The organism is Nonomuraea sp. NPDC049419 (assembly GCF_040676995.1).
Classification (GTDB): Bacteria; Actinomycetota; Actinomycetes; order Streptosporangiales; family Streptosporangiaceae; genus Nonomuraea; species Nonomuraea salmonea.
In genome coordinates, this window is record NZ_JBFAQB010000001.1 from 951,560 (window position 1) to 970,666 (window position 19,107).

Here is a 19,107-nt window from a genome sequence, read left to right on the forward strand (position 1 = left end):
TGCCGTCTGATCCACGCTTCACCGGATCGCCGCAGCCAACATCCACCCTCAGTTCCGCGAAGGCCCCGACCCATGAAGATCACCCTCCCCCTGCCGGCCACCACGACCTCCCGCTTCGTCGTCGCCATGGAACACCTGCCGTTCGACCCCACGTCCTTCATTCCTTGGCGCATCGGCTCCCCCCACCGGCGAGCGGCGATCAGTGCAGCGGCCACCGGCATGCTGGCGGTCACCCACCACACCACCCAGTGGAGACCCGCGGGCGCCGGCCTCACCGACGACGAGAGACGCCGCCTGCGCCGCACCAGACAACACCTGGTGGTCACCTCGGCAGCACCCCCGCACCGGCTGCCCACCGCCGCCCAAGTGGCGAGGGCCGCCGCCAGAGCCATGGCCAAGGAGTGCGACGGCCTGCTGATCGACCCCCTGACCGCCTCGACCATCCTCACCTGCGGCCGCTGCTCGGGCGAGCCCACCCACTTCCGCCTCACCGACGACTGGCTGTCCTGGGACGTCCAGGTCCACGACGCCGCCACCTGCCCACCTTGGGACCCTGCCGACATGGGCGCCTGCGACTGCCTGCGCGTCACGTCGAGGGGCCTGCGCCGCTTCGCCCTCCCCGAGATCACCCTCGACGGCGCCGCCTGCGCCCACAACCTCTGCGCGACCAACCTCCTTCGCACGGTCGCCGACCGCCTGGTGACCGACCACCTGTCCTACCTCAACGCCCACCCGGGAGCCGCCACCCGCACGATCGACGACTTCCTCCGCATCCACCCCTCCGACCAGCCCGACGGCGGCCTCCCGTTCGCCGTCCAGCTGACCCCCTACGATGCGGACGCCGGCGAGCTGGGCCGCACGGGCAGCATCCGGCGACTCAAAATCGGCCCCACCCCAGGCGCAGGAGTGGTCACCTGCCTCAAGGTAGGCCCACCCTCAGGCTTCACCGGCTCCCTCAACAGCTGGCTCTGCGCCACCCAAGCCCCCCGCCACACCACCCCGGGCCTCGGAGCCCGGGACCTGGGAGCCCTTGAATCCACCCGGATGGCCGCATGACCATCACCCCGCAGGTCACCGCCTGCCCTCACCTTGGCTCAGCCGCCGGCCCCCGTAGGCCGTCAGCGGCTGAGGATCCGGCGGAGGACACGTTCGAGCGTCCCCAGCGGGTCCGGGTCGGCGTCGGGGGACCGCCAGGCGACGTACCCATCGGGCCGCACCAGAACGGCACCGCCCTCGCGCACGCCGTACCGCTCCATGAAGCGTCCCTCCACATCGACAAGCTCGTCACCCACCAGCAGCCGAGTGAGCCCGATCCCGAGCCGATCCTTGACCAGCCGCCCGGCGTCCATCCACACCTGACCACCGGGCTTGGCGGCCAGCAGGACGAACCCGGTGCCGAACAGGTCGATGGTGGAGATGAGCTGCCCGTCCCAGTCGAGAACGACGTGCGGGGCGCGACTGCCGGGCCGCCCGGTCGGAACACGCGGGTCCTCCAGGATCGACCCGTCATCGCCGGGCTCATCGATGATGGCGGAGGAGTGACACCGGCGCCCGAGCAGCACACCGATCGGATCCTCAAGAGGCTCGGGATACCCGACACGGGCGGCGGGCGGCATGCGTACACCGAGGTTGGCGAGCTGCGAGTCGGCCATCAGCCTGCCGATGGGCCGGCGCTCGGCATCGTAGGTGTCGAGGAAGGCCGGCCCCGCCTGCCCGCTGAGCACGAGCCACAACCGCCACGCCAGGTCACACCCGTCCTCGAGAGCGGTACTCCCACCCTGCCCTCCAGTAGGCGGCATGGTGTGAGCGGCGTCCCCGGCGAAGAACACCCGTCCAGCACGGTAGGTGTCGGCCAGCACGTGGGAGATCCCGACCAGGGGCCGGTCGAGCACCCGTACGTCGAGCTCAGGCCGCCCAGTGGCCAGCCGTACGAGCTCGACACAGCGCTCCTCGGTGAAGTCGGCCTCGCTCTCACCCTCCTTGAGATTGACGCCGAGCACGTGACTCCCGGTCCCGGTGCCGGTGACGATCACGCCGGTGAAGACGTCGTTCTGCAGATACCAGAGAGTGACCTCCCGCTCCCTGACCAGTCCCGAAAGGTCGGCGTCGAACATGATCGAGCACAGCTGCCCCAGCGGTCCCTTACCGGAGGTAGGCACGTCCAGCGCCGCCCGCAGCGGGCTGCGATACCCATCGGCGGCGATCACGTACTCAGCCCGTACGAGCCGCTCACCATCCTTATCCCTGATCACCGCGCTGACGCCGGCGGCGTCCTGCTCCAAAGAGACCAGCTCAGTGGAGAAGCGCAGATCAGCCCCAAGATCCTCGGCTTTCGTCCGCAGAATCCGCTCGATCTCCGCCTGCGGCGCCCCCACCGCAGGCACAGGTGTGAGCTCAGCCATGAAGGCGAACTCCTCCTGCTCATCGTGCACGATCATGTGCGGCTGAGGATCGGCCAGGCTACCGGCGATCGCGATCCGCATGTTCTCCCCGATGCCCGCCCAGATGGCAGTCAGCTCCTCCTCGACGCCAGGCACGGACCGCAGCATCTCCAGAGCTTGCGGCCCGACCCCGAACGCCTTGGGCTGCACGGACGTACTGGCATGCCGCTCAACCAGCATGACCGGCACCTCCCGCCAAGCCAGCAGCGCCGCCGCACTGAGCCCCGCATACCCCCCACCGACAACAAGAACCGGCACCCGCTCCTGCTCCATTGCCCCCACCTCCCGAGTCGCGTACTATCGCGTCTACAACGCAACAAGATATGTCGCGTCCAAGAGCAGGTCAAGATATATCTCGAAATCCATCCTCAGAACACGCCGCCCCACCCAGGGCCACCCTCGTGGGCCCGCACGCCGGCCTCATCGGCGACGGCAGCAGAGGCGCGACCAGCAAGGGCACTGCGACGGAGCCGCCGCCATCCCGCCGCAGCCCACTCACTCCGACTGCGGCGCGCACCCACCGCGACTGCGGTGAACCACTGCTTGGACGGTGTGCGCGCCCTTCCGGAATGGCCACCCGCGCCTGCGGCCCCCTGTCACCTCGCCGCGTAGCACTCGCCGCGGCTGCTGCGAGCTGTTGCCGGGCCGGGGTGCGCCGAGCTTTGTCGTGAGGGCGGGTGTGGTGCCGGAACGCGGTGTTGTCCCGGCGGGGTGTGGTGATCGTCGCTGGTGCGAGAGCGTGGGCTAGGGCGGTCGCTGGTGCGGGAGTGTGGTCAGGATGGGTGGAGGAGGCGGAGGAGGCTGACACGGAGGGCTTCGTCGGCCTCGGCGGCGGGGAGGCGGCCGGCGGTGCGTTCTTCGCCGGCGGTGTGGCTCAGTGTGATGACGGCTGCGATCAGCCAGTCCACCGGGAGGCGGTTGTCGAACTCGCCTGTTTGCCGGCCGCGTTCGATGACGCGTCTCAGTCGGTCGGCTACCGGGGTGTGGCGGGTCTGATCCTCGTCCGGAGGGACGGGCAGGGTGCTGAGGTGTTGCATCAGCTTGGTGTGGCGGCCGGCGGCTCTGGCGCCGGCGTCGATCAGGCGCAGCAGGGCGTCGGCGGCTGGGCCGGTGTCGAGGTCGGCGGCGTCCATCTCCGCCACCGCCTCTTCCGTGAGTCGGTCGAGCACTGCCGTCAGCAACCGTTGTCGTGAGGGGAAGTGGGCGTAGACGGTCTGGCGGGTCACGCCTGCCGCGGTGGCGATGGCATCGACGCTGGCGTCCGGCCGGGCGTCGAGCAGTTTGATCGCGGCATCCAGGATGGCCGCACGGCTGCGTCGGGCGTCGGCGCGGCGAGCGCGGGCCGGTGGGGAGCTCAATTCTTACACCTTGCCAAATTTAATAACATATGTATCTTTGACGTACTGTCAAAGTTACTACAGCCGACCGGAGTGAGCATGCGTCCACTCAGCGACAGCGACCCCAAAGAGTTCATCACCGAGTTCTTCGCCTCCTTCACGGAGGACCTCCTGCGTGACGACGACGATCCGGCGGTGATCGTGGATCGCTACCACACGGCGGACATCATCGAGATAGCCGATGGTCACCGGATGGATCGGGAGAAGTTGATCGCGCACACCCGTCCCGTACGCAAGAACCGGCCTGTGAGTCGCATGGAGGTGCACGAGGCGGTGGCCGATGGAGATCGGCTCGCCGCCCGCTACACGATGCACGTCCAGCAGCGGAAGAAGGAGTTCGCCATGGAGGTGTACTTCTTCGGGCGGTTCGCGAGCGATGGGCGGATGCGCGAGGCGCACATGCTCACCCGCACGGTCCTTGGGGAGGAGAGGAAGGGCGGTTCGGCGGCACGGGTGGCCGACGAGAACCTCGGCGAGCGTCCTGGCGGGGATGCAGGCGAGCGCTCGGATGGGCCCTCCGGCGATCGTTCTGGGGAGCGCTTCGGTGGAGGCGCCGGTGGGGAGGTGTCGGCGTGAGTACCAGTACGTACGTGGTGAGCGGTATGGCGTGTGGGCACTGTGCGGACGCCGTCACCGAAGAGCTCGAACGTGTCCCTGGCGTCACTGCCGTGCGGGTAGACGTCGAGGCGGATCGGGTCACGGTGACCAGCGATCGGGAACTGGATCTTGCGCAGGTCCGGGCCGCCGTCGAGGAGGCAGGCTACGAGCTCACCGACCCCGGCCCTGGGCAAGGGGCTGAGCGGTCGGTCTGAGAAGACGGTCGGTCTACTCAGCCAATCCTGCCGGCCGGTGGGTCGGTCTGGTCAGCCCGTGCCGTCAGTCGGTGCCGTCAGCCGGTGCCGTCAGTCGATGGGGTCAGCCGGTGCGGTCAGCCGGTCTGGGCCTTCGGACTGTGGGTCTTTGGGCTGGGGCTTCGGCTCGTGGAGGTGGGGCTGGGTCAGGTGAGGTGGCGTTCCAGGGATTCGAGTTTTGAGGTCATGCCGTCTGTTACGCCTTCTCTGATGTCGGCCTTCAGGACGAGGCTGACTCTGGGGGCGACCTCTGCCACCGCGTCCACGGCCCGCTTCACCACGTCCATGACCTCGTCCCACTCGCCCTCGATGGTGGTGAACATCGCGTCCGTGCGGTTCGGGAGGCCGCTTTCGCGGACGACCTTGACGGCGCGGGCGACGGGTTCGGCGACTCCTTCGCCGACGCCCAGCGGGGTGATGGAGAATGCGACGATCATGAGGCTCCCTCTTCGCGGCGTCAGGAGAAGATCCTAACCAGCGATACAAGCGGGGGCAGGGAAGGGCCGGCAAGCGAATCGGGGAGGCGGCGATCGCGCCTCGGGAGAGCCGGAGAGCCGGAGAGCCGGAGAGGCGGAGAGGCGGAGAGGCGGAGAGGCGGAGAGGCGGAGAGGCGGGAAACCGGAGGAGGGCTACCGGGGGTGGGGAAGCCGGTCGGGAAGCCGGGGTGGAGAGGCCCTGGGTGCGGGAGTGGGGGGATGGGGGGTTGGGTGAGGGCGGAGAGCCACGACGTTCGGGTGACGTCGTGGCTGACGCCGTACGGGTCACGCGTGGTCGTGCTCTTCCTCGTCCTCTTCCTCGCTGGGCCCCTCGGACGGCTCGACGCCGAGGACGGCCTCCCGGGGTTCGATCTCGTCGATGTGGTCGACGAGCTGCAGCACGTGGTCGGGTTCGATCAGCCACTGCAGGGCGGAGGCGCCGCTGTCGTCGGAGGCGACCAGTTCGGCCTGCTCCGTGCGCTCCTCGTCGGTCAGGTCGGCGTCGGGGTGCCTGATCTCACGCAGCGCCGCCGCCTGAAGCGCGTCCATGTCGAGCACCTCGACGGTCAGCTCGACCGTGAGACGCAGGAACTTCGGTTCTTCATCAGTCATGGCGACGATGCTAGGGCAGCTTCCACTCGACAGGCGCGGCGCCTTGCTGGACGAGCAGCTCATTGGCGCGGCTGAAGGGCCGCGAGCCGAAGAAGCCGCTGCGTGCGGAGAGGGGGGAGGGGTGGGCGGACTCGATGCGCGGGATGTCGCCGAGCATGGGGGCGAGGTTGCGGGCGTCGCGGCCCCACAGGATGGCGACCATGGGCTTCTGGCGCGCGACGAGGGCGCGGATGGCCTGCTCGGTGACCTGTTCCCAGCCCTTGCCCCGGTGGGAGGCGGGCTTGCCCGGCATGACGGTGAGCACCCTGTTGAGCAGCAGGACACCCTGCTCGGCCCACGGGGTGAGGTCGCCGTTGGAGGGGCGGGGCAGGCCGAGGTCGGTCTCCATCTCCTTGTAGATGTTGACCAGGCTGCCGGGCAGCGGCCGCACGTCGGGGGCGACGGAGAACGACAGCCCGACGGGGTGGCCGGGGGTGGGGTAGGGGTCCTGGCCCACGATCAGCACCTTGACGTCGTCGAAGGGCTGGTTGAAGGCGCGCAGGACGTTCGCGCCCGCGGGCAGGTATTGCCTGCCTTCGGCGATCTCCTTGCGCAGGAACTCGCCCATGTGGGCGATCTGCTCGGCGACGGGCTCGAGCGCGCGTGCCCATCCGGTTTCGACGACTTCGTTCAGGGGACGACCGGCCATGGGTGTTGAGCTTAGTCAGGTCTGGTACGGCTTGCCGCCGAAACGTCGGGGACGAGCCGTACCAGAATGATCACAGGGACGGTTTGCCGGGCTGGTGGAGCCAGGCGCCGAAGAGAGCCCTGAGGCGCCGGCCGGAGACGCGCTCCGCGAGGGAGACGAAGGCGGCGGTGTCGGCGTTGCCGTAGCGGTGCTCGCGGGCCCAGGCCCGCAGGATGGCGAAGAACGTACGGTCGCCGACCGTGCCGCGCAGGACGTGCGGGGTCATGGCGCCGCGGTCGTAGACGGGGGCGTGGAAGAGGTTCTGGGGGCCGCTGGGGTCGGCGGTCGGGGTCACCGAGTTGCCGAACCACTGGTGCGCCAGCTCGTGCGCGAGCAGCGACTCGCCGGGCGCGCCGGGGTAGACGGGTTTGGTCTGGGTCTCCAGCGCGTAGCCGACCTCGGGCGCGCGGGCGGGCGCCCGCCCACCCCCCTCGGGTGAACGGGCGCCCGTCAGCTCAGGCCGGTCACTTCACGGAGCCGGCCATCATGCCCTGGACGAAGTACCGCTGGAACGCGAAGAACAGGACCAGCGGGATGATCAGCGACATGAACGCGCCCGACGACAGGATGTCGACGTTCGACCCGAACTGCCGCATCTGCGACTGCAGGTACTTGGTCATCGGCTGGTTGCCGGTGTTGGCGAAGACCAAGGCGATGAGCATGTCGTTCCACACCCACAGGAACTGGAAGATGCCCAGTGAGGCGATGGCGGGCTTGCCCAGCGGGAAGACCACCGACATGAAGATCTTCCACTCGGATGCGCCGTCCATGCGGGCGGCCTCCAGCAGCGAGGCGGGGATGCCCACGAAGAAGTTCCGCAGCAGGAAGATCGCGAACGGCAGGCCGAACGCCACGTGGAACAGCACCACGCCGGGGATCGAGCCGAAGATGCCGGTGGACCCGTAGAAGGACGCGATGGGGATCAGCGCGATCTGGATCGGCACGATGAGCAGGCCGACCACGACGAGGAAGCTGACGTCACGGCCGGGGAAGTCCATCCAGGCGAACGCGTACGCCGCCATGGCCGCGATGCCGATCACCAGGACCGTGGTGGGCACCGTGATGGCCACGGTGTTCCAGAACGAGGCGGTGAACCCGCTGCCGAGCAGGTTGGCGTAGTTCTGCAGGGTCAGCTCGGCCGGCTTGGTGAAGACGGTCCACCAGCCCTCGGCGTTGTTGACCTGCGTCGTACGCATGGAGACGACCAGCAGGCCCAGGGTCGGCACCAGCCAGAACAGGCCCAGCACCACCATGATGACCTGGACGGCGCCGCCGCCCACGCGATCGACGAGCTTGCTGACCACGCTCCTGCGCGGCGTGCCGGACTCCAGCCCCGACGAGGCGCCGGAGGATGCGGTGGCGGTCGCGGTGGTCATGAGTCTCCCCTCCGGAACCGTCGGATGTTCATGATCATGAAGGGAAGGACCAGGATCAGCAGGAAGATGGCCAGTGCACTGCCCAGCCCCTGGTTGTTCCCGCCGCCGAAGGAGACGCGCCACATCTCCAGCGCGACCACGTTCGCCTGGGGTTGCACCGAGGCTGGGGCGATGATGAACACCAGGTCGAACACCTTCAAGGTATTGATGATCATCGTCACGAAGACGACGAGCAGGACCGGCGACAGCAGCGGCACGGTGATCTTGCGGAACACCTGCCACTCCGTGGCGCCGTCGATGCGGGCGGCCTCCAGCGAGTCACGCGGGATGGCCGCGAGGCCGGCCGCGATCAGCACCATGGCGAAACCTGCCCACACCCAGACGAACGCCCCGATGATCGCCGGGGTGATGAGGGTCGGGCCGAGCCAGGTCAGGCCGTTGTAGGAGGCCTCGAAGTTGTCCTTCGGCAGCCGTACGGTGTAGGTGCCGTCGGCCAGCCCGTCGAAGCGGAACGTGCCGTCGGCGGCGGTCGTGGTGGTGGCCGCGACCTCGCCGTTCTGCTGCACGGCCTCGACGGTCATGCCGGGCAGGCCCTTCTCCGTGCCGTCCACGGCGCCGCTCTGGCCGCCGCCGCCCGGCGTGAAGTCGAACCACACCGTGCCCGACAGCCCAGGACCGGTGGCGGCCTTGGCGGGCTGGGCGCCGGAGGGCAGCACGTCCGGCTTGACGCCGACGATCGGGATCAGCACCGGCTGCCCGCTCTGCACGGGCTGCTTGGTGACGACCGAGCCCGCCTCGTCGGCCACGGGCGACTGGTCGCCCTCGCGCGGCCTGGCCTCGGGGTAGCCCTGCGAGGAGGAGAACGTGTCGCTCACGGTGGTGAGGACGGCGTTGGCCAGGCCCTTGTCCGGGTTCTCCTCGTAGACGAGGCGGAAGATGACGCCCGCCGCCATCAGGGAGACGGCCATCGGCATGAACACGATCAGCTTGAACGCGGTCGCCCATCTGATGCGCTCGGTCAGCACCGCGAAGATCAGTCCCAGGGTGGTGACGATGATCGGTGCGACGACGACCCAGATGAGGTTGTTGCGGATGGTGGTGAGCATGCCCTGATCACTGAAGATCGTGGCGTAGTTGCCCAGGCCCACGAATCCGGTGCCCGCCGCGTCGAACAGGCTCCGGAAGATCGAGTAGACGATCGGATAGACCACCCAGATGCCCAGCAGCACCGCCGCTGGGAGGAGGAAGGCGATGGCGACCGCCGGCGAGGGGCCGAGGCGTTTTCTCGTACGGGGGGTTTCAGCCGGTCCGGTGGGGGGCTCGCCCGCGGTGGCCGCGGGCGAGTCCTGCCGGCCGTCCAACCGTTCGGTCACGGCCTTACCTCTTTACTTCCAGGCCTTCTTGGCCTCGGCTTCGAGCGCCTCCTGGGTGCCCTTGACATCGCTGGGGTCGCGCAGGAAGTCCTGCAGGACCTTCCACTCGCCCTTGCCGTCCGTGCCGCCGAACGCGCTGGGGGCCAGGTCGGACATGTCGTAGCGGACCGCGTCACCGGCGGAGACGATCGTCTGGCCAAGCTGCTTGGTCAGCGGGTCGGGGTAGTTGTCGGGGGAGACGTTCTTGTTGGGCGACAGGTAGCCGGGGAGCTTGGCCCAGACCTCGCCGCCCTCCTTGGAGGCCAGGAACTGCACGAGCGCCATCGCGCCGGGGTTGTCCTTCATCGCCACGGCGACGTCGCCGCCGAGCACCACGGGGGCGGTGTCACCGGCCGAGGGGAACGGGAAGTACTTCGCCTCCTCGCCCAGCTTGGCGCCCGACTGGTCGGCCTCGACGGCCACGAAGTCGGCCTCGATGACCATGGCCGCCTTGTCGGTGCCGTAGACCTTGCTCACGCAGGTCGGGAAGTCCGTCTGCATGGTGCCGGAGGTGCCGTCGACCAGGAACTCGCTCTTGGAGACAATCTGCTGGATCTTCTCCAGCGCCACCTTGACGGTGTCGTCGGTCCACGGGATCTCGTGCTTGGAGAGCTTGTCGTAGTTCTCCGGGCCCGCGGTGGACAGGTAGACGTTCTCGAAGAGGTCGGTCAGCGTCCAGCCCGAGGCGCCACAGAAGGAGAACGGCGGGGTGCCGGAGTCGGCGATGGTCTGAGCGGCCTTGACCATCTCGTCCCAGTTGGTGGGCGGCTGCACGCCGGCGTCCTCGAACGCCTGCGAGCGGTACCAGACCAGCGACTTGTGCGCGGCCTTGACCAGCACGCCGTACACCTTGCCGTCGACGGAGCCGAGCTCCTTCCAGTACGGCGTGTAGTTGGCGTCGATCTCCTTGACCACGTCGTCGGTCAGCGGCTTGAGCGCGTTCTGCTCGGCGTACTGCTGCACCAGACCCGGCTGCGGCAGGATGGCCACGTCGGGCGGGCTGCCGCCCTGGATGCGCGGGCCGAGGTAGGCACCGGTGTCCTCACCGGTGGAGGCGTAGGTGACCTCGGCGCCGGTCTTGTCGGAGAAAGCCTTGAGCACCTGCTCGAAGTTCTTCTGCTCCGCCCCGGTCCACTTGGCGGCGACTTCGAGCTTCACGCCCTGGAGCGTCTTGGCGCCGTCGGACGCGGGAGCCGACTCCGACGCCGTGGGCTCGGTGGTCGTCGGCGCGTTACCGCAGGCGGCGACGGCTACCGCGAGCCCGGCCAGGATCGCTGCTGCTCTGCCTTTTCGCATGGCTGCCTCACTGGGTTCTGATGATCTCTTGGAGTTCGGACTTCATGGAGGCCGCCACGTCCTGCGCGGCCCCGGGGGAGGGGTTGCTGAGCGCCTTGGCGACCGAACTCGCGATCACCAGGCTCAGCTGGGTGTAGTTGGCGCTCACCGGCCGAGGGTGGGCGGCCAGAATGCTCTCTTTGAGCACGGGCAGGTAGGGGAAGCGCTTGATCAGCTCGGGATCGTCGTAGAGCTCGGTCCACACGGGCGGGAACGAGCCCTCGGTGAGGACCCGGCGCTCGTTCTCCAGGCTCGTGAAGTAGCGGATGAACTCCTGCGCGGTCTGCTGGTGCTTGGAGTAGGCGCTGATCGCCAGGTTCGCGCCGCCCAGCGTGCTGGAGCCGGGGCCGTTCAGGCCGGGCAGCCGGGTCACGCCCAGCTTCTTGCCCAGCTTGGCCTTGGCGGGTCCGTACGCGTGCGGCCAGTTTCTGGCGAAGGCCAGCCGTCCCTCCTGGAAGGCCAGGCGGGACTCCTCCTCCTTGTAGCTCAGCGACTCGTGCGGGATCCAGCCCTCGCGAAGTCCCTGGAGCAGGAATTCGATCGCGGTCGCGCCCTTGGCCGGGTCGAGGGTCACCTCGGTGCCGTCGCGGCTGACGATCTCGCCGCCGGCCGAGTGCACGGCTTCTGAGAAGTTGACCGTGAGCCCCTCGTAGGCCAGGAACTGCCCGGCATAGCCTCCTATGTTGTGCTTTTTCGTGATTCGGCGTGACTCGGCGCGAAGCTCGGCCCACGTCCTGGGCGGCTTCTTGACCAGGTCGGTCCGGTAGTAGAGCAGCCCCGCGTTACTGGTGTACGGGACGGCCCAGAGCTTGTCCTTGTAGACGGCCGTCTCCACGACGGGCGGCAGGAACCTGTCGAGCGGGAACAACCCGCGCTCCAGGGGGATGATCCAGCCGTTCTCCGCGAATTCGGCAGTCCAGAAGACGTCAAGCCCGAGCACGTCGTACCGGCTGCTCTGGGCCTGGAGGTTGGCCGCCATCTGAGCACGTTGCTCGTCGGCGGCCTCGGGCAGTTCCAGCAGCGTCACCTTCTCGGCCGGGTGGGCCTCGTTCCAGCGATCCAGCAGGGGTTGCAGGTACGCCGTGGTGTCGCGTCCGGTGGCGAAGGTGATCGGGCCTGTTCCGCCCGTTCCCGTCTCGCCTCCGCCCTCGTCGCCCGTCGCCGTACAACCGGCCGCGAGAGTCACGGCCAGGAGCAGCGGCAGCGAGCGAAGCACCCTGTTTCCTCCGTGTTCAGAGTGTTTTACATACGTGTTAGGTAGATGCATTCATGTTATGCACACCTGTAATCTGTAGGTCAACGGATTGCTCTGTAACGCATACGTAACAGGACGCGGGGAGGTGGCGGTGCGGCTTCACCTGCTGGCGCTCCTGGCCAAAGAGCCGGCTCACGGCTACGAGCTGAAACAGGCGCTGGAGCAGACCTTCGGCAGTGCCTATCCTTCGCCCAACATCGGGCAGATCTACGTCACGCTCGGCAGGCTGGAGAAGGACGGCCTCATCCGGGTGGTCGACGTCGAGCAGTCCAACCGGCCCAACAAAAAGGTCTACTATCTGACCGCCAAGGGCCGGGAGGTGCTGGAGGACTGGGTCGACGAGCCGACCGAGGGTCCCCGGGTGCGCGACGAGTTCTTCATGAAGCTCGTGCTCGCCCCGCTGACCGGCATCGCCGACCGCATGGTGCTGATCAGCCGTCAGCGCCGCCACTACTTGTCACTCATGAGCGATCTCAACGAACTCCTGGCCGCCACTCCGCCGACGGATCGCGTGGCGATGCTGCTCATCGAGGGAGCCATGCTGCATCTCCAGGCTGATCTTGACTGGCTCGAGCGCTGCCAGGAGGATCTGGCATGAGCTCGGTTGTGAAAACGGTCAATCTGGTCAAAATCTACCAGGATGGCGCGGTGCCGGTGCCCGCCGTGCGCGGGGTGGATCTCCAGGTGGAGCCGGGCGAGTTCGTCGCGATCATGGGTCCTTCCGGCTCGGGGAAGTCCACGCTCGTCCACATGCTGGGCGGGCTCGACGCGCGTACGAGCGGGGAGATCTGGCTCGACGGCAAGCGCGTCGACACCCTGTCGGAGAGCGCCTGGGCGCTGCTGCGGCGCAAGAAGATCGGCTTCGTGTTCCAGTTCTTCAACCTGGTCGCCAACATGACCGTCGGCGACAACGTCGAGCTGCCCGCGCTGCTGAGCGGCGCCTCGCCCAAGGTGGCCCGCGAGCGCCGCGAGAGCCTGCTGGAGGCGCTCAACCTCACCGACCGGGCCGAGGCGGCCCCCGCCCAGCTCTCCGGCGGCGAGCAGCAGCGGGTCGCGCTGGCCAGGGCGCTGGCCAACCAGCCGAGCCTGCTGCTGGCCGACGAGCCCACCGGCAACCTCGACAGCCGCAACACCCGCGACGTGCTCAACCTGCTCAGCAAGGTGCACAAGGAGGGACAGACCATCGTCATGGTCACCCACGACGCCCGCGTGGCGAGCCTGGCCGACCGGCTGGTGTCGCTGTTCGACGGCGAGATCGTCGACGACGGCCGCATCGCCCGCCGCCGCACCCGCACGGCGGGCGAGGTGATCGACCTCCGATGAGCACGTCTCTGGCCGGCAGCCGGTGGATCAGGGCCGACCTCCGCGCCAGGAGGGGCCAGGCCGCGCTGACCGTGCTGGCCGTGGCCGGCATCGTCGCCGCGCTGATCACCGCGGCGACCCTGCTGGAGGACGGCACCAACCCGTGGCGCAGCCTGTTCGCCCAGACCGACGGAGCCCACGTCTGGCTCTACACCAAAGACAGCCCCCAGGTCGCCTTAGGCGGCATCGAGGGCGTCACCCAGACCGCCGGCCCCTACCGCTCGGCGCCCGTCACCGTGGCCCAGAACGGCAAGAAGGAGCCGGCCGCGCTGCGCGCCATGCCGGCCACGCCGCCGGCCGTGGCGCACCCCGTGGTGGCCGAGGGCAGGTGGCTCGACCCGTCCCAGCCCGACGGGGTGGTGGTCGAGCGCTCGTTCGCCGACTCGCTGGGGCTGCGCATCGGCGCGCCCTTCTCGATCATCGCGCTCAGCGGCCAGCGCCACACCCTCTACGTACGCGGCATCGCCGACTCCGCCGAGCAGGGCTTCTACCCCGAGTGGACGCCCGGCCTGGCGTACGTGCTGCCCCTCATGCTCGACCGCATCGAGCCCATGCTGGGCCGCAGCGAGTGGGTGACCGGGCTGCGCCTGACCGACGCCGAAGCCTCCCAGGTGGTCTCCCAGCGCGTCGTGGTCATGCTGGAGGACCGCCTGCAGCGCGTCTACACCTGGCGCGAGGTCAGGGCGGCCATGGAGCTGGACAACCGGCTGCTGGGCACGCTGCTCGCGCTGTTCGGCGTGGTCGGCATCGTGGCCGCCGCGCTCGCGCTGGCCAACGCGGCCGGCGGCCGGGTGCTGGGGCAGCTGCGCGACCTCGCCACGCTCAAGTCGATGGGCTTCACCAGGGGGCAGCTCGCGCTGCTGCTCCTCGTCGAGCACGGCGCGCTCGGCCTGCTGGGCGTGGCCATCGGCACGGTGGCGGGCTGGGGCGTGATGGCGGCCGTGCTCGGCCCGACGTCCGTGGCGCCCATCCCGGTGCTGGCCATCGTGGCGGGCACGGCCCTGCTGGTGCTGGCCGCCGTCGGGGTGCCGGCCTGGCGGGGCGGGCGCACGCCGCCGATCCCCGCCGCGCCCGCGGCGCCGCCGAGCGGCCGCCTGTCCAGGCTGGCCCGCCTGGCCCTCCTCGTACGCCTGCCGCCCGCCCTCGTGCTCGGCACCCGCGACGCCTTCACCCGCAGGGTGCCCGCGTTCCTGACGGCGTTCGGCCTGGCCGTGCCGATGATGATGATCACTATCGGGCTCGGCGTCTGGGCCACGCTGGACAACTTCCTGGCCCATCCGGAACAGGTCGGCCAGCACGCCGCCCTCTACGTACGTCCCGGAAAACTGGAAGCGGCCGCCGCCGAGAAGCTGGCCGGCAGAGACCGCGACGTCAGCGCCGTCTACGCGGGCACCGACGTCAACGCGCTGGCCCCGGGCGAGGCCCGCTCGGTGCGGGTGCGGGCGATCGGCAGCTCGACGGACCCCTACCCGTTCCCGGTGGTCGAGGGCCGCATGTACACCCGCCAGGGCGAGGCCGTGGCCGGGCAGGGCCTGCTCGACCTGCTGGGGGTGAAGATCGGCGACCGGGTGCGGCTCACGGTGGGCGGCACCCCGCTGATCGTCCGGATCGTCGGCAGGACCGTCGAGCCGGAGCAGGACGGCGAGGTGCTCTCGGTCGGCATCGACAGCCTGGCGGCGAAGGACTCCGTGCCGCCGGAGTATTACGCGGTGGCGCTCAAGCCGGGCGCGGACCCCGGCGAGGTGCGGGGAAGGCTGCTCGCGGAGTCGGGCGAGAGCCTCGACGTGCAGGCCGCGGTCAACCCGGCCGACCGGCTGTCGATCATCAGAGTGGTGATCGTGGCGATGATCGCCGTGCTGGCCCTCATCGGCCTGGCCAACCTGCTCACCGCCAGCGCGCTCGGCCTGCGCGACCACGCCTTCGACCTGGCCGTGCTCAAGGCCATGGGGCTGACCCCGCGTCAGGTCATGGCCACGCTGGTGACCGGCACGGGCCTGCTGGTCGTGCTCGGCGTGGGCGTGGGCGCCGTGGCGGGGGTCAGCGTGGTCACCGGCCTGATCGACCTGCAGGGTCACACCAGCGGCGTCGGCGCGGGCATCGGCCGCGCGCCGTCGCCGGTGACCCTGACGGTGACCGTGCTCATAGCCGTGGGCACGGCCCTCGCGGTCGCGCTGATCCCAGCGCGCCGCGCGGCCCGTGCCCAGGTGCCGGTCACCTCTCGCTGATCGCCTTGAGCTCGCTCCGCTCGTCCTTCTTCAGGGCGAACCAGTAGAAGCCGTGGCCGGGCAGCGTCAGCAGGTAGGGCAGCTCCCCGATGGGCGGGAACTGCACGCCGCCGCGCGCCTCGACCGGGATCATGCCCTCGAAGCGGCGCAGGTCGAGCTCCACCGGCTGCGGGAACTTCGACAGGTTGTTGACGCACAGCATCACGTCGTCGCCGTCCTCGCGCACGTACGTCAGCACGGACGGGTTGGACGACCACATTTCGGTGTAGGCCCCGACGCCGAACACCGGGTGCTTGCGCCTGATCTCCAGCATCTTGCGGGTGAAGTGCAGCAGCGACCCCTCGTGGCGCTGCTGGGCCTCCACGTTGACCGCCTGGTAGCCGTAGATCGGGTCCATGACGGCGGGCAGGTAGAGGCGGCCGGGGTCGGCCGAGGAAAAGCCGGCGTTGCGGTCGGGGCTCCACTGCATCGGCGTGCGGACCGAGTCGCGGTCCTCCAGCCAGATGTTGTCGCCCATGCCGATCTCGTCGCCGTAGTAGATGATCGGCGAGCCGGGCAGCGACAGCAGCAGCGCCGTGAACAGCTCGATGCGGTCACGGTCGTTGTCGAGCAGCGGGGCCAGGCGCCGCCTGATGCCGAGGTAGGCCCGCATGCGCGGGTCCTTGGCGTACTCCTTGTGCATGTAGTCGCGTTCTTCCTCGGTGACCGTCTCGAGCGTCAGCTCGTCGTGGTTCCGCAGGAAGATGCCCCACTGCGCGTGCTCGGGCAGCTTGGGCGTGCGGGACATGATCTCGGAGATCGGCTCGCGGGTCTCCTTCTTCACCGCCATGTAGATGCGCGGCATCAGCGGGAAGTGGAAGGCCATGTGGCACTCGTCGCCGCCCGTGGTGGGGTCGCCGAAGTATTCGACGACGTCCTCGGGCCAGCCGTTGGCCTCGGCGAGCAGCACGCGGTCGGGGTAGAGGCGGTCGACCTCGGCCCTGATCTTCTTCAGGTAGGAGTGCGTCTCGGGCAGCCCGGCGCAGGCCGTGCCCTCCCGCTCGAACAGGTAGGGCACCGCGTCAAGACGGAAACCGTCGATGCCGAGGTCCAGCCAGAACCGCAGCACCTCCAGCATGGCCTCCTGCACCGCCGGGTTGTCATAGTTCAGGTCCGGCTGGTGGTGGAAGAAACGGTGCCAGTAGTACTGCTTGCGCACCGGGTCGTACGTCCAGTTGGACTCCTCGGCGCCGATGAAGATGATCGGCGCGTCGGGGTAGCCGCCGGGATGGTCTGACCACACGTAGAAGTCGCCGTACGGCCCCTCGGGGTCGTGCCGGGACGCCTGGAACCAGGGATGCCGATCGCTGGTGTGGTTCATCACGAGGTCGGTGATGATCCGCAGGCCGCGTTCGTGGGCGGCCTCGATCAGCTGGACGAAGTCCCCCAAGTCCCCGAAGTCGGGAAGGATCTTCATATAGTCCGAGATGTCATACCCGCCGTCGCGCAGCGGCGACTCGTACAACGGCAGCAACCACAGGCAGTCGACGCCCAGCCACTCGAGGTAGCCGAGCTTCTCGATGAGACCACGTAGGTCGCCGGTGCCGTCACCGTTGGAGTCCTTGAACCCCCGGACGAGAACCTCGTAAAACACCGCCCGCTTGTACCAGGCTGGGTCTTCCGAGACGAAGGCCTCGGAGATCGGCTCCGGCGTTGGGGATGCGTTGATCATGATGTCGCTCACAGGAAGAGATGTGGGCAGGACGAAGTCACCGGTTGCCCCGGCGTTACTATCTGGTGACCGCGCCGCGTGGAGTCGTCATCCCTGCGAACTCCACTGCCCTCGAACGAGACCGGATTTGTGATCTGGTGCCCGTTTGTGCGGCGCTTACGGGCCGAACACTACCAGCCCGTTGGCTTTCCGGAACCCGCTTCTGCTGTGCGACGGTTAATACCCGAGAGATCCGTATGTAATCGCCCTGTTACCCAGAGTTCACTAAAAAGGTGGCGCGACGTCCGAGAGGTCGTTCTCGAAGTCGCTCAGCCACAGCCCGAACAGCACGAGACCGCGCACCCAGAAGCGGTCGTTCCAGCCGTTGAACCTGGTCAGAGCGTCGGGACCGCCGGCCACCACCTCGTGCAGCTCGTCCGACAGCAGCCCCGGCACCCGGCTCGCCACGACCTCCAGCATCCGGTGCGCATAATTTCGGGCAGGAGCCGCCGTCGAACGCAGCGGGACCCTCATGAGCGGCTGCTTGACCACGTTCGTCGAGGGCAGAGCGGCCACCCGCGGATTGGCCGCGTGCAGCACCTCGCGGTAGAAGCGGCCCTGGTGCTTGCGGGCCACCCCGACCGACAGCGCCGCGTCGAAGAACTCCGGATGGATGAACGGCGCCAGGAACGACGCCTCGGGGCCCACCAGGTTCACCGCCGAGCGCGCGATGCCCCGCACGGTCCTGGTGTGCAGCACCGACAGCGGCAGCTCGGCCCGGTGGCCGTGGAACATGGAGGTGGCCGCGAGGAACTGCTCGCGTACGGTCTCTTCCATCCACTGCGCGGCCGCCTTCGACAGGAACGGCTGCGACGGCTGCCCCAGCGACAGCGAGCCCAGCACCGCCGCCGAGCGCTCGGCCTGCGTCCTGGCCTCCAGCGCGGCCCCGCTGACCATGAAGTTCTTCAGCAGCGGCCCGCCCGCCAGACCGTCCACCAGGATCCGGCCCGCGCCGTGGACCTCCTTGGCGAAGGGGGCGTACCAGGCGTGGTGCGGCGTCAGGTACTCCAGCCGGCGCGCCACCTCCATGGCGTCGGCCGGGTAGGAGGCGGCGTCCTGCGGGATCACCCGGTGCGGGATGCCCAGCTCCCTGGTGATCGCCCTGGCGAACGCGATGTCGGTGTCGGTGCCGTCGTCGGGGCTGGTCGTCCACGACTCGACGTCCGCGCCCCTGGCCTTGGCCACGCCGGCCAGCAGCCGGGAGTCGTAGCCGCCGCTCACCGGCACCAGCAGCGGGCGGCCCTCATAGCCGGCGTAGACGTGGCCGAGCAGCTCGACGATCTCCTGGGGGCTGATCCACGCCTCGTACGGCTCCGTGCGCAGCCAGCGCGGCAACCGCCGCTCGGTGGTGAGCCTGCCGTGCTCCCACACCAGCGCGCTCGCCCCCGGCAGCCGTTTCACCTCCGTGTACGGCGTCGCCTCGCCCAGCGGGAACGTCACCTGCAGGATCGAGGCCCACGCCGACCAGTCGATCGCGACGGGCACCAGGTTGAGCAGCGGCTGGATCAGCGACGAGAAGTAGACCGCGTCGTCCACCTGCACGTAGTAGACGTCCACCAGGCCGAGCGCGCCCGTGTGCAGCGCCACCCGCCCGCCGTCGCCGATCAGCCCGGGGGTCTCGTACGTCTCCGCGACCGTGATCCACTCGTCCTCGGCCGCGTCCGGCCGGCGCTCGCCCCAGGCGAACGCGTACGCGTCACCGGAGCGGTGGTAGGGCGGCAGCGGCGTGGAGCTGAACAGCGCCGCCTCGGCCGACTGCAGCGCGGGCCAGACCTTCGGTCCCGCGGTGGTCAGCTTGCCGAGCAGTGCGGTATCGATCCGGCCGAGAGCGCCGCAGACGTAGGGCCTTACGTTGAACTGCACCGGATCTCATCCCTTCGAGACGCTT

18 protein-coding genes are annotated in these 19,107 nt (G+C 69.0%); 6 read left to right on the plus strand and 12 right to left on the minus strand.

The window, feature by feature from the left end; all coding sequences use genetic code 11:
• The first annotated feature begins 72 nt into the window (after positions 1 to 72).
• A complete protein-coding gene (locus tag AB0K12_RS04390) occupies positions 73 to 1,056 on the plus strand; it encodes a hypothetical protein (RefSeq protein WP_364555471.1) in 984 nt (327 codons plus the stop codon).
• A 62-nt stretch (positions 1,057 to 1,118) separates the two neighbouring features.
• Here the strand turns inward: AB0K12_RS04390 and AB0K12_RS04395 are convergent, their stop codons facing one another.
• Positions 1,119 to 2,714 (minus strand): FAD-dependent monooxygenase, encoded by a 1,596-nt coding sequence (locus AB0K12_RS04395; protein ID WP_364555473.1) that lies wholly within the window; start codon positions 2,712 to 2,714, stop codon positions 1,119 to 1,121.
• A gap of 500 nt (positions 2,715 to 3,214) precedes the next feature.
• Positions 3,215 to 3,799 carry a TetR/AcrR family transcriptional regulator gene (locus AB0K12_RS04400; RefSeq protein WP_364555475.1) on the minus strand — a complete coding sequence of 195 codons (585 nt, stop codon included), beginning with the start codon at positions 3,797 to 3,799 and terminating at the stop codon, positions 3,215 to 3,217.
• Positions 3,800 to 3,877: 78 nt separating this feature from the next.
• Here AB0K12_RS04400 and AB0K12_RS04405 point away from each other — a divergent pair, with 78 nt between their 5' ends.
• Positions 3,878 to 4,414, plus strand: a complete 537-nt coding sequence (locus tag AB0K12_RS04405; protein WP_364555477.1) for a nuclear transport factor 2 family protein — start codon at positions 3,878 to 3,880, stop codon at positions 4,412 to 4,414.
• Entirely contained in the window at positions 4,411 to 4,650 is a 240-nt protein-coding gene (locus AB0K12_RS04410) for a heavy-metal-associated domain-containing protein (RefSeq protein ID WP_364555479.1), read from the plus strand. Before AB0K12_RS04405 ends, AB0K12_RS04410 begins: the two co-directional genes overlap by 4 nt.
• Positions 4,651 to 4,835: 185 nt before the next feature.
• Here the strand turns inward: AB0K12_RS04410 and AB0K12_RS04415 are convergent, their stop codons facing one another.
• The 8 genes from AB0K12_RS04415 to AB0K12_RS04450 all read right to left on the minus strand — a co-directional run bounded on the left by AB0K12_RS04415 (position 4,836) and on the right by AB0K12_RS04450 (position 11,843).
• The gene (locus AB0K12_RS04415; protein WP_364555481.1) at positions 4,836 to 5,126 is read right to left on the minus strand and encodes an MTH1187 family thiamine-binding protein; all 291 of its coding nucleotides are present in this window, start codon (positions 5,124 to 5,126) and stop codon (positions 4,836 to 4,838) included.
• Positions 5,127 to 5,450: 324 nt separating this feature from the next.
• Positions 5,451 to 5,777, minus strand: a complete 327-nt coding sequence (locus tag AB0K12_RS04420) for a hypothetical protein (RefSeq protein ID WP_345397482.1) — start codon at positions 5,775 to 5,777, stop codon at positions 5,451 to 5,453.
• A 10-nt stretch (positions 5,778 to 5,787) separates the two neighbouring features.
• The gene (locus AB0K12_RS04425; RefSeq protein ID WP_364555484.1) at positions 5,788 to 6,465 is read right to left on the minus strand and encodes a uracil-DNA glycosylase; all 678 of its coding nucleotides are present in this window, start codon (positions 6,463 to 6,465) and stop codon (positions 5,788 to 5,790) included.
• Between the two features lie 70 nt (positions 6,466 to 6,535).
• A complete protein-coding gene (locus AB0K12_RS04430) occupies positions 6,536 to 6,799 on the minus strand; it encodes a M1 family aminopeptidase (protein ID WP_364555486.1) in 264 nt (87 codons plus the stop codon).
• 169 nt (positions 6,800 to 6,968) lie between these two features.
• Entirely contained in the window at positions 6,969 to 7,880 is a 912-nt protein-coding gene (locus AB0K12_RS04435) for a carbohydrate ABC transporter permease (protein WP_364555488.1), read from the minus strand.
• Positions 7,877 to 9,253 (minus strand): sugar ABC transporter permease, encoded by a 1,377-nt coding sequence (locus tag AB0K12_RS04440; protein WP_364555490.1) that lies wholly within the window; start codon positions 9,251 to 9,253, stop codon positions 7,877 to 7,879. Before AB0K12_RS04440 ends, AB0K12_RS04435 begins: the two co-directional genes overlap by 4 nt.
• A 12-nt stretch (positions 9,254 to 9,265) precedes the next feature.
• Complete coding sequence (locus AB0K12_RS04445; protein WP_364555492.1) at positions 9,266 to 10,588, minus strand: ABC transporter substrate-binding protein; 1,323 nt, start codon at positions 10,586 to 10,588, stop codon at positions 9,266 to 9,268.
• A 7-nt stretch (positions 10,589 to 10,595) separates the two neighbouring features.
• Positions 10,596 to 11,843, minus strand: coding sequence for an ABC transporter substrate-binding protein (locus tag AB0K12_RS04450; protein WP_364555494.1), 1,248 nt, complete (start codon positions 11,841 to 11,843; stop codon positions 10,596 to 10,598).
• A 130-nt stretch (positions 11,844 to 11,973) separates the two neighbouring features.
• Between AB0K12_RS04450 and AB0K12_RS04455 the strand changes: the two genes are divergently transcribed.
• Genes AB0K12_RS04455 through AB0K12_RS04465 form a run of 3 tightly spaced genes read left to right on the plus strand, consistent with a single transcriptional unit; the run spans position 11,974 to position 15,469 of the window.
• Positions 11,974 to 12,480, plus strand: a complete 507-nt coding sequence (locus AB0K12_RS04455) for a PadR family transcriptional regulator (RefSeq protein WP_364555496.1) — start codon at positions 11,974 to 11,976, stop codon at positions 12,478 to 12,480.
• Positions 12,477 to 13,205: an ABC transporter ATP-binding protein gene (locus tag AB0K12_RS04460; RefSeq protein WP_355411976.1), complete on the plus strand. Its 729-nt coding sequence runs from the start codon at positions 12,477 to 12,479 to the stop codon at positions 13,203 to 13,205. The genes AB0K12_RS04455 and AB0K12_RS04460 overlap by 4 nt, the downstream gene beginning before the upstream one ends.
• On the plus strand, positions 13,202 to 15,469 hold the full coding sequence (locus AB0K12_RS04465; protein ID WP_364555498.1) for an FtsX-like permease family protein: 2,268 nt from the start codon (positions 13,202 to 13,204) through the stop codon (positions 15,467 to 15,469). Before AB0K12_RS04460 ends, AB0K12_RS04465 begins: the two co-directional genes overlap by 4 nt.
• On the opposite strand, the gene treS is transcribed toward AB0K12_RS04465, so the two are convergent.
• Together treS and AB0K12_RS04475 are read right to left on the minus strand one after the other, a co-directional pair.
• On the minus strand, positions 15,456 to 17,180 hold the full coding sequence (gene treS, locus AB0K12_RS04470) for a maltose alpha-D-glucosyltransferase (RefSeq protein ID WP_364555753.1): 1,725 nt from the start codon (positions 17,178 to 17,180) through the stop codon (positions 15,456 to 15,458). The two genes, AB0K12_RS04465 and treS, sit on opposite strands and share 14 nt — an antisense overlap.
• Positions 17,181 to 17,444: 264 nt before the next feature.
• Positions 17,445 to 19,082 carry an asparagine synthetase B family protein gene (locus AB0K12_RS04475; protein ID WP_364555500.1) on the minus strand — a complete coding sequence of 546 codons (1,638 nt, stop codon included), beginning with the start codon at positions 19,080 to 19,082 and terminating at the stop codon, positions 17,445 to 17,447.
• Positions 19,083 to 19,107: the final 25 nt, after the last annotated feature.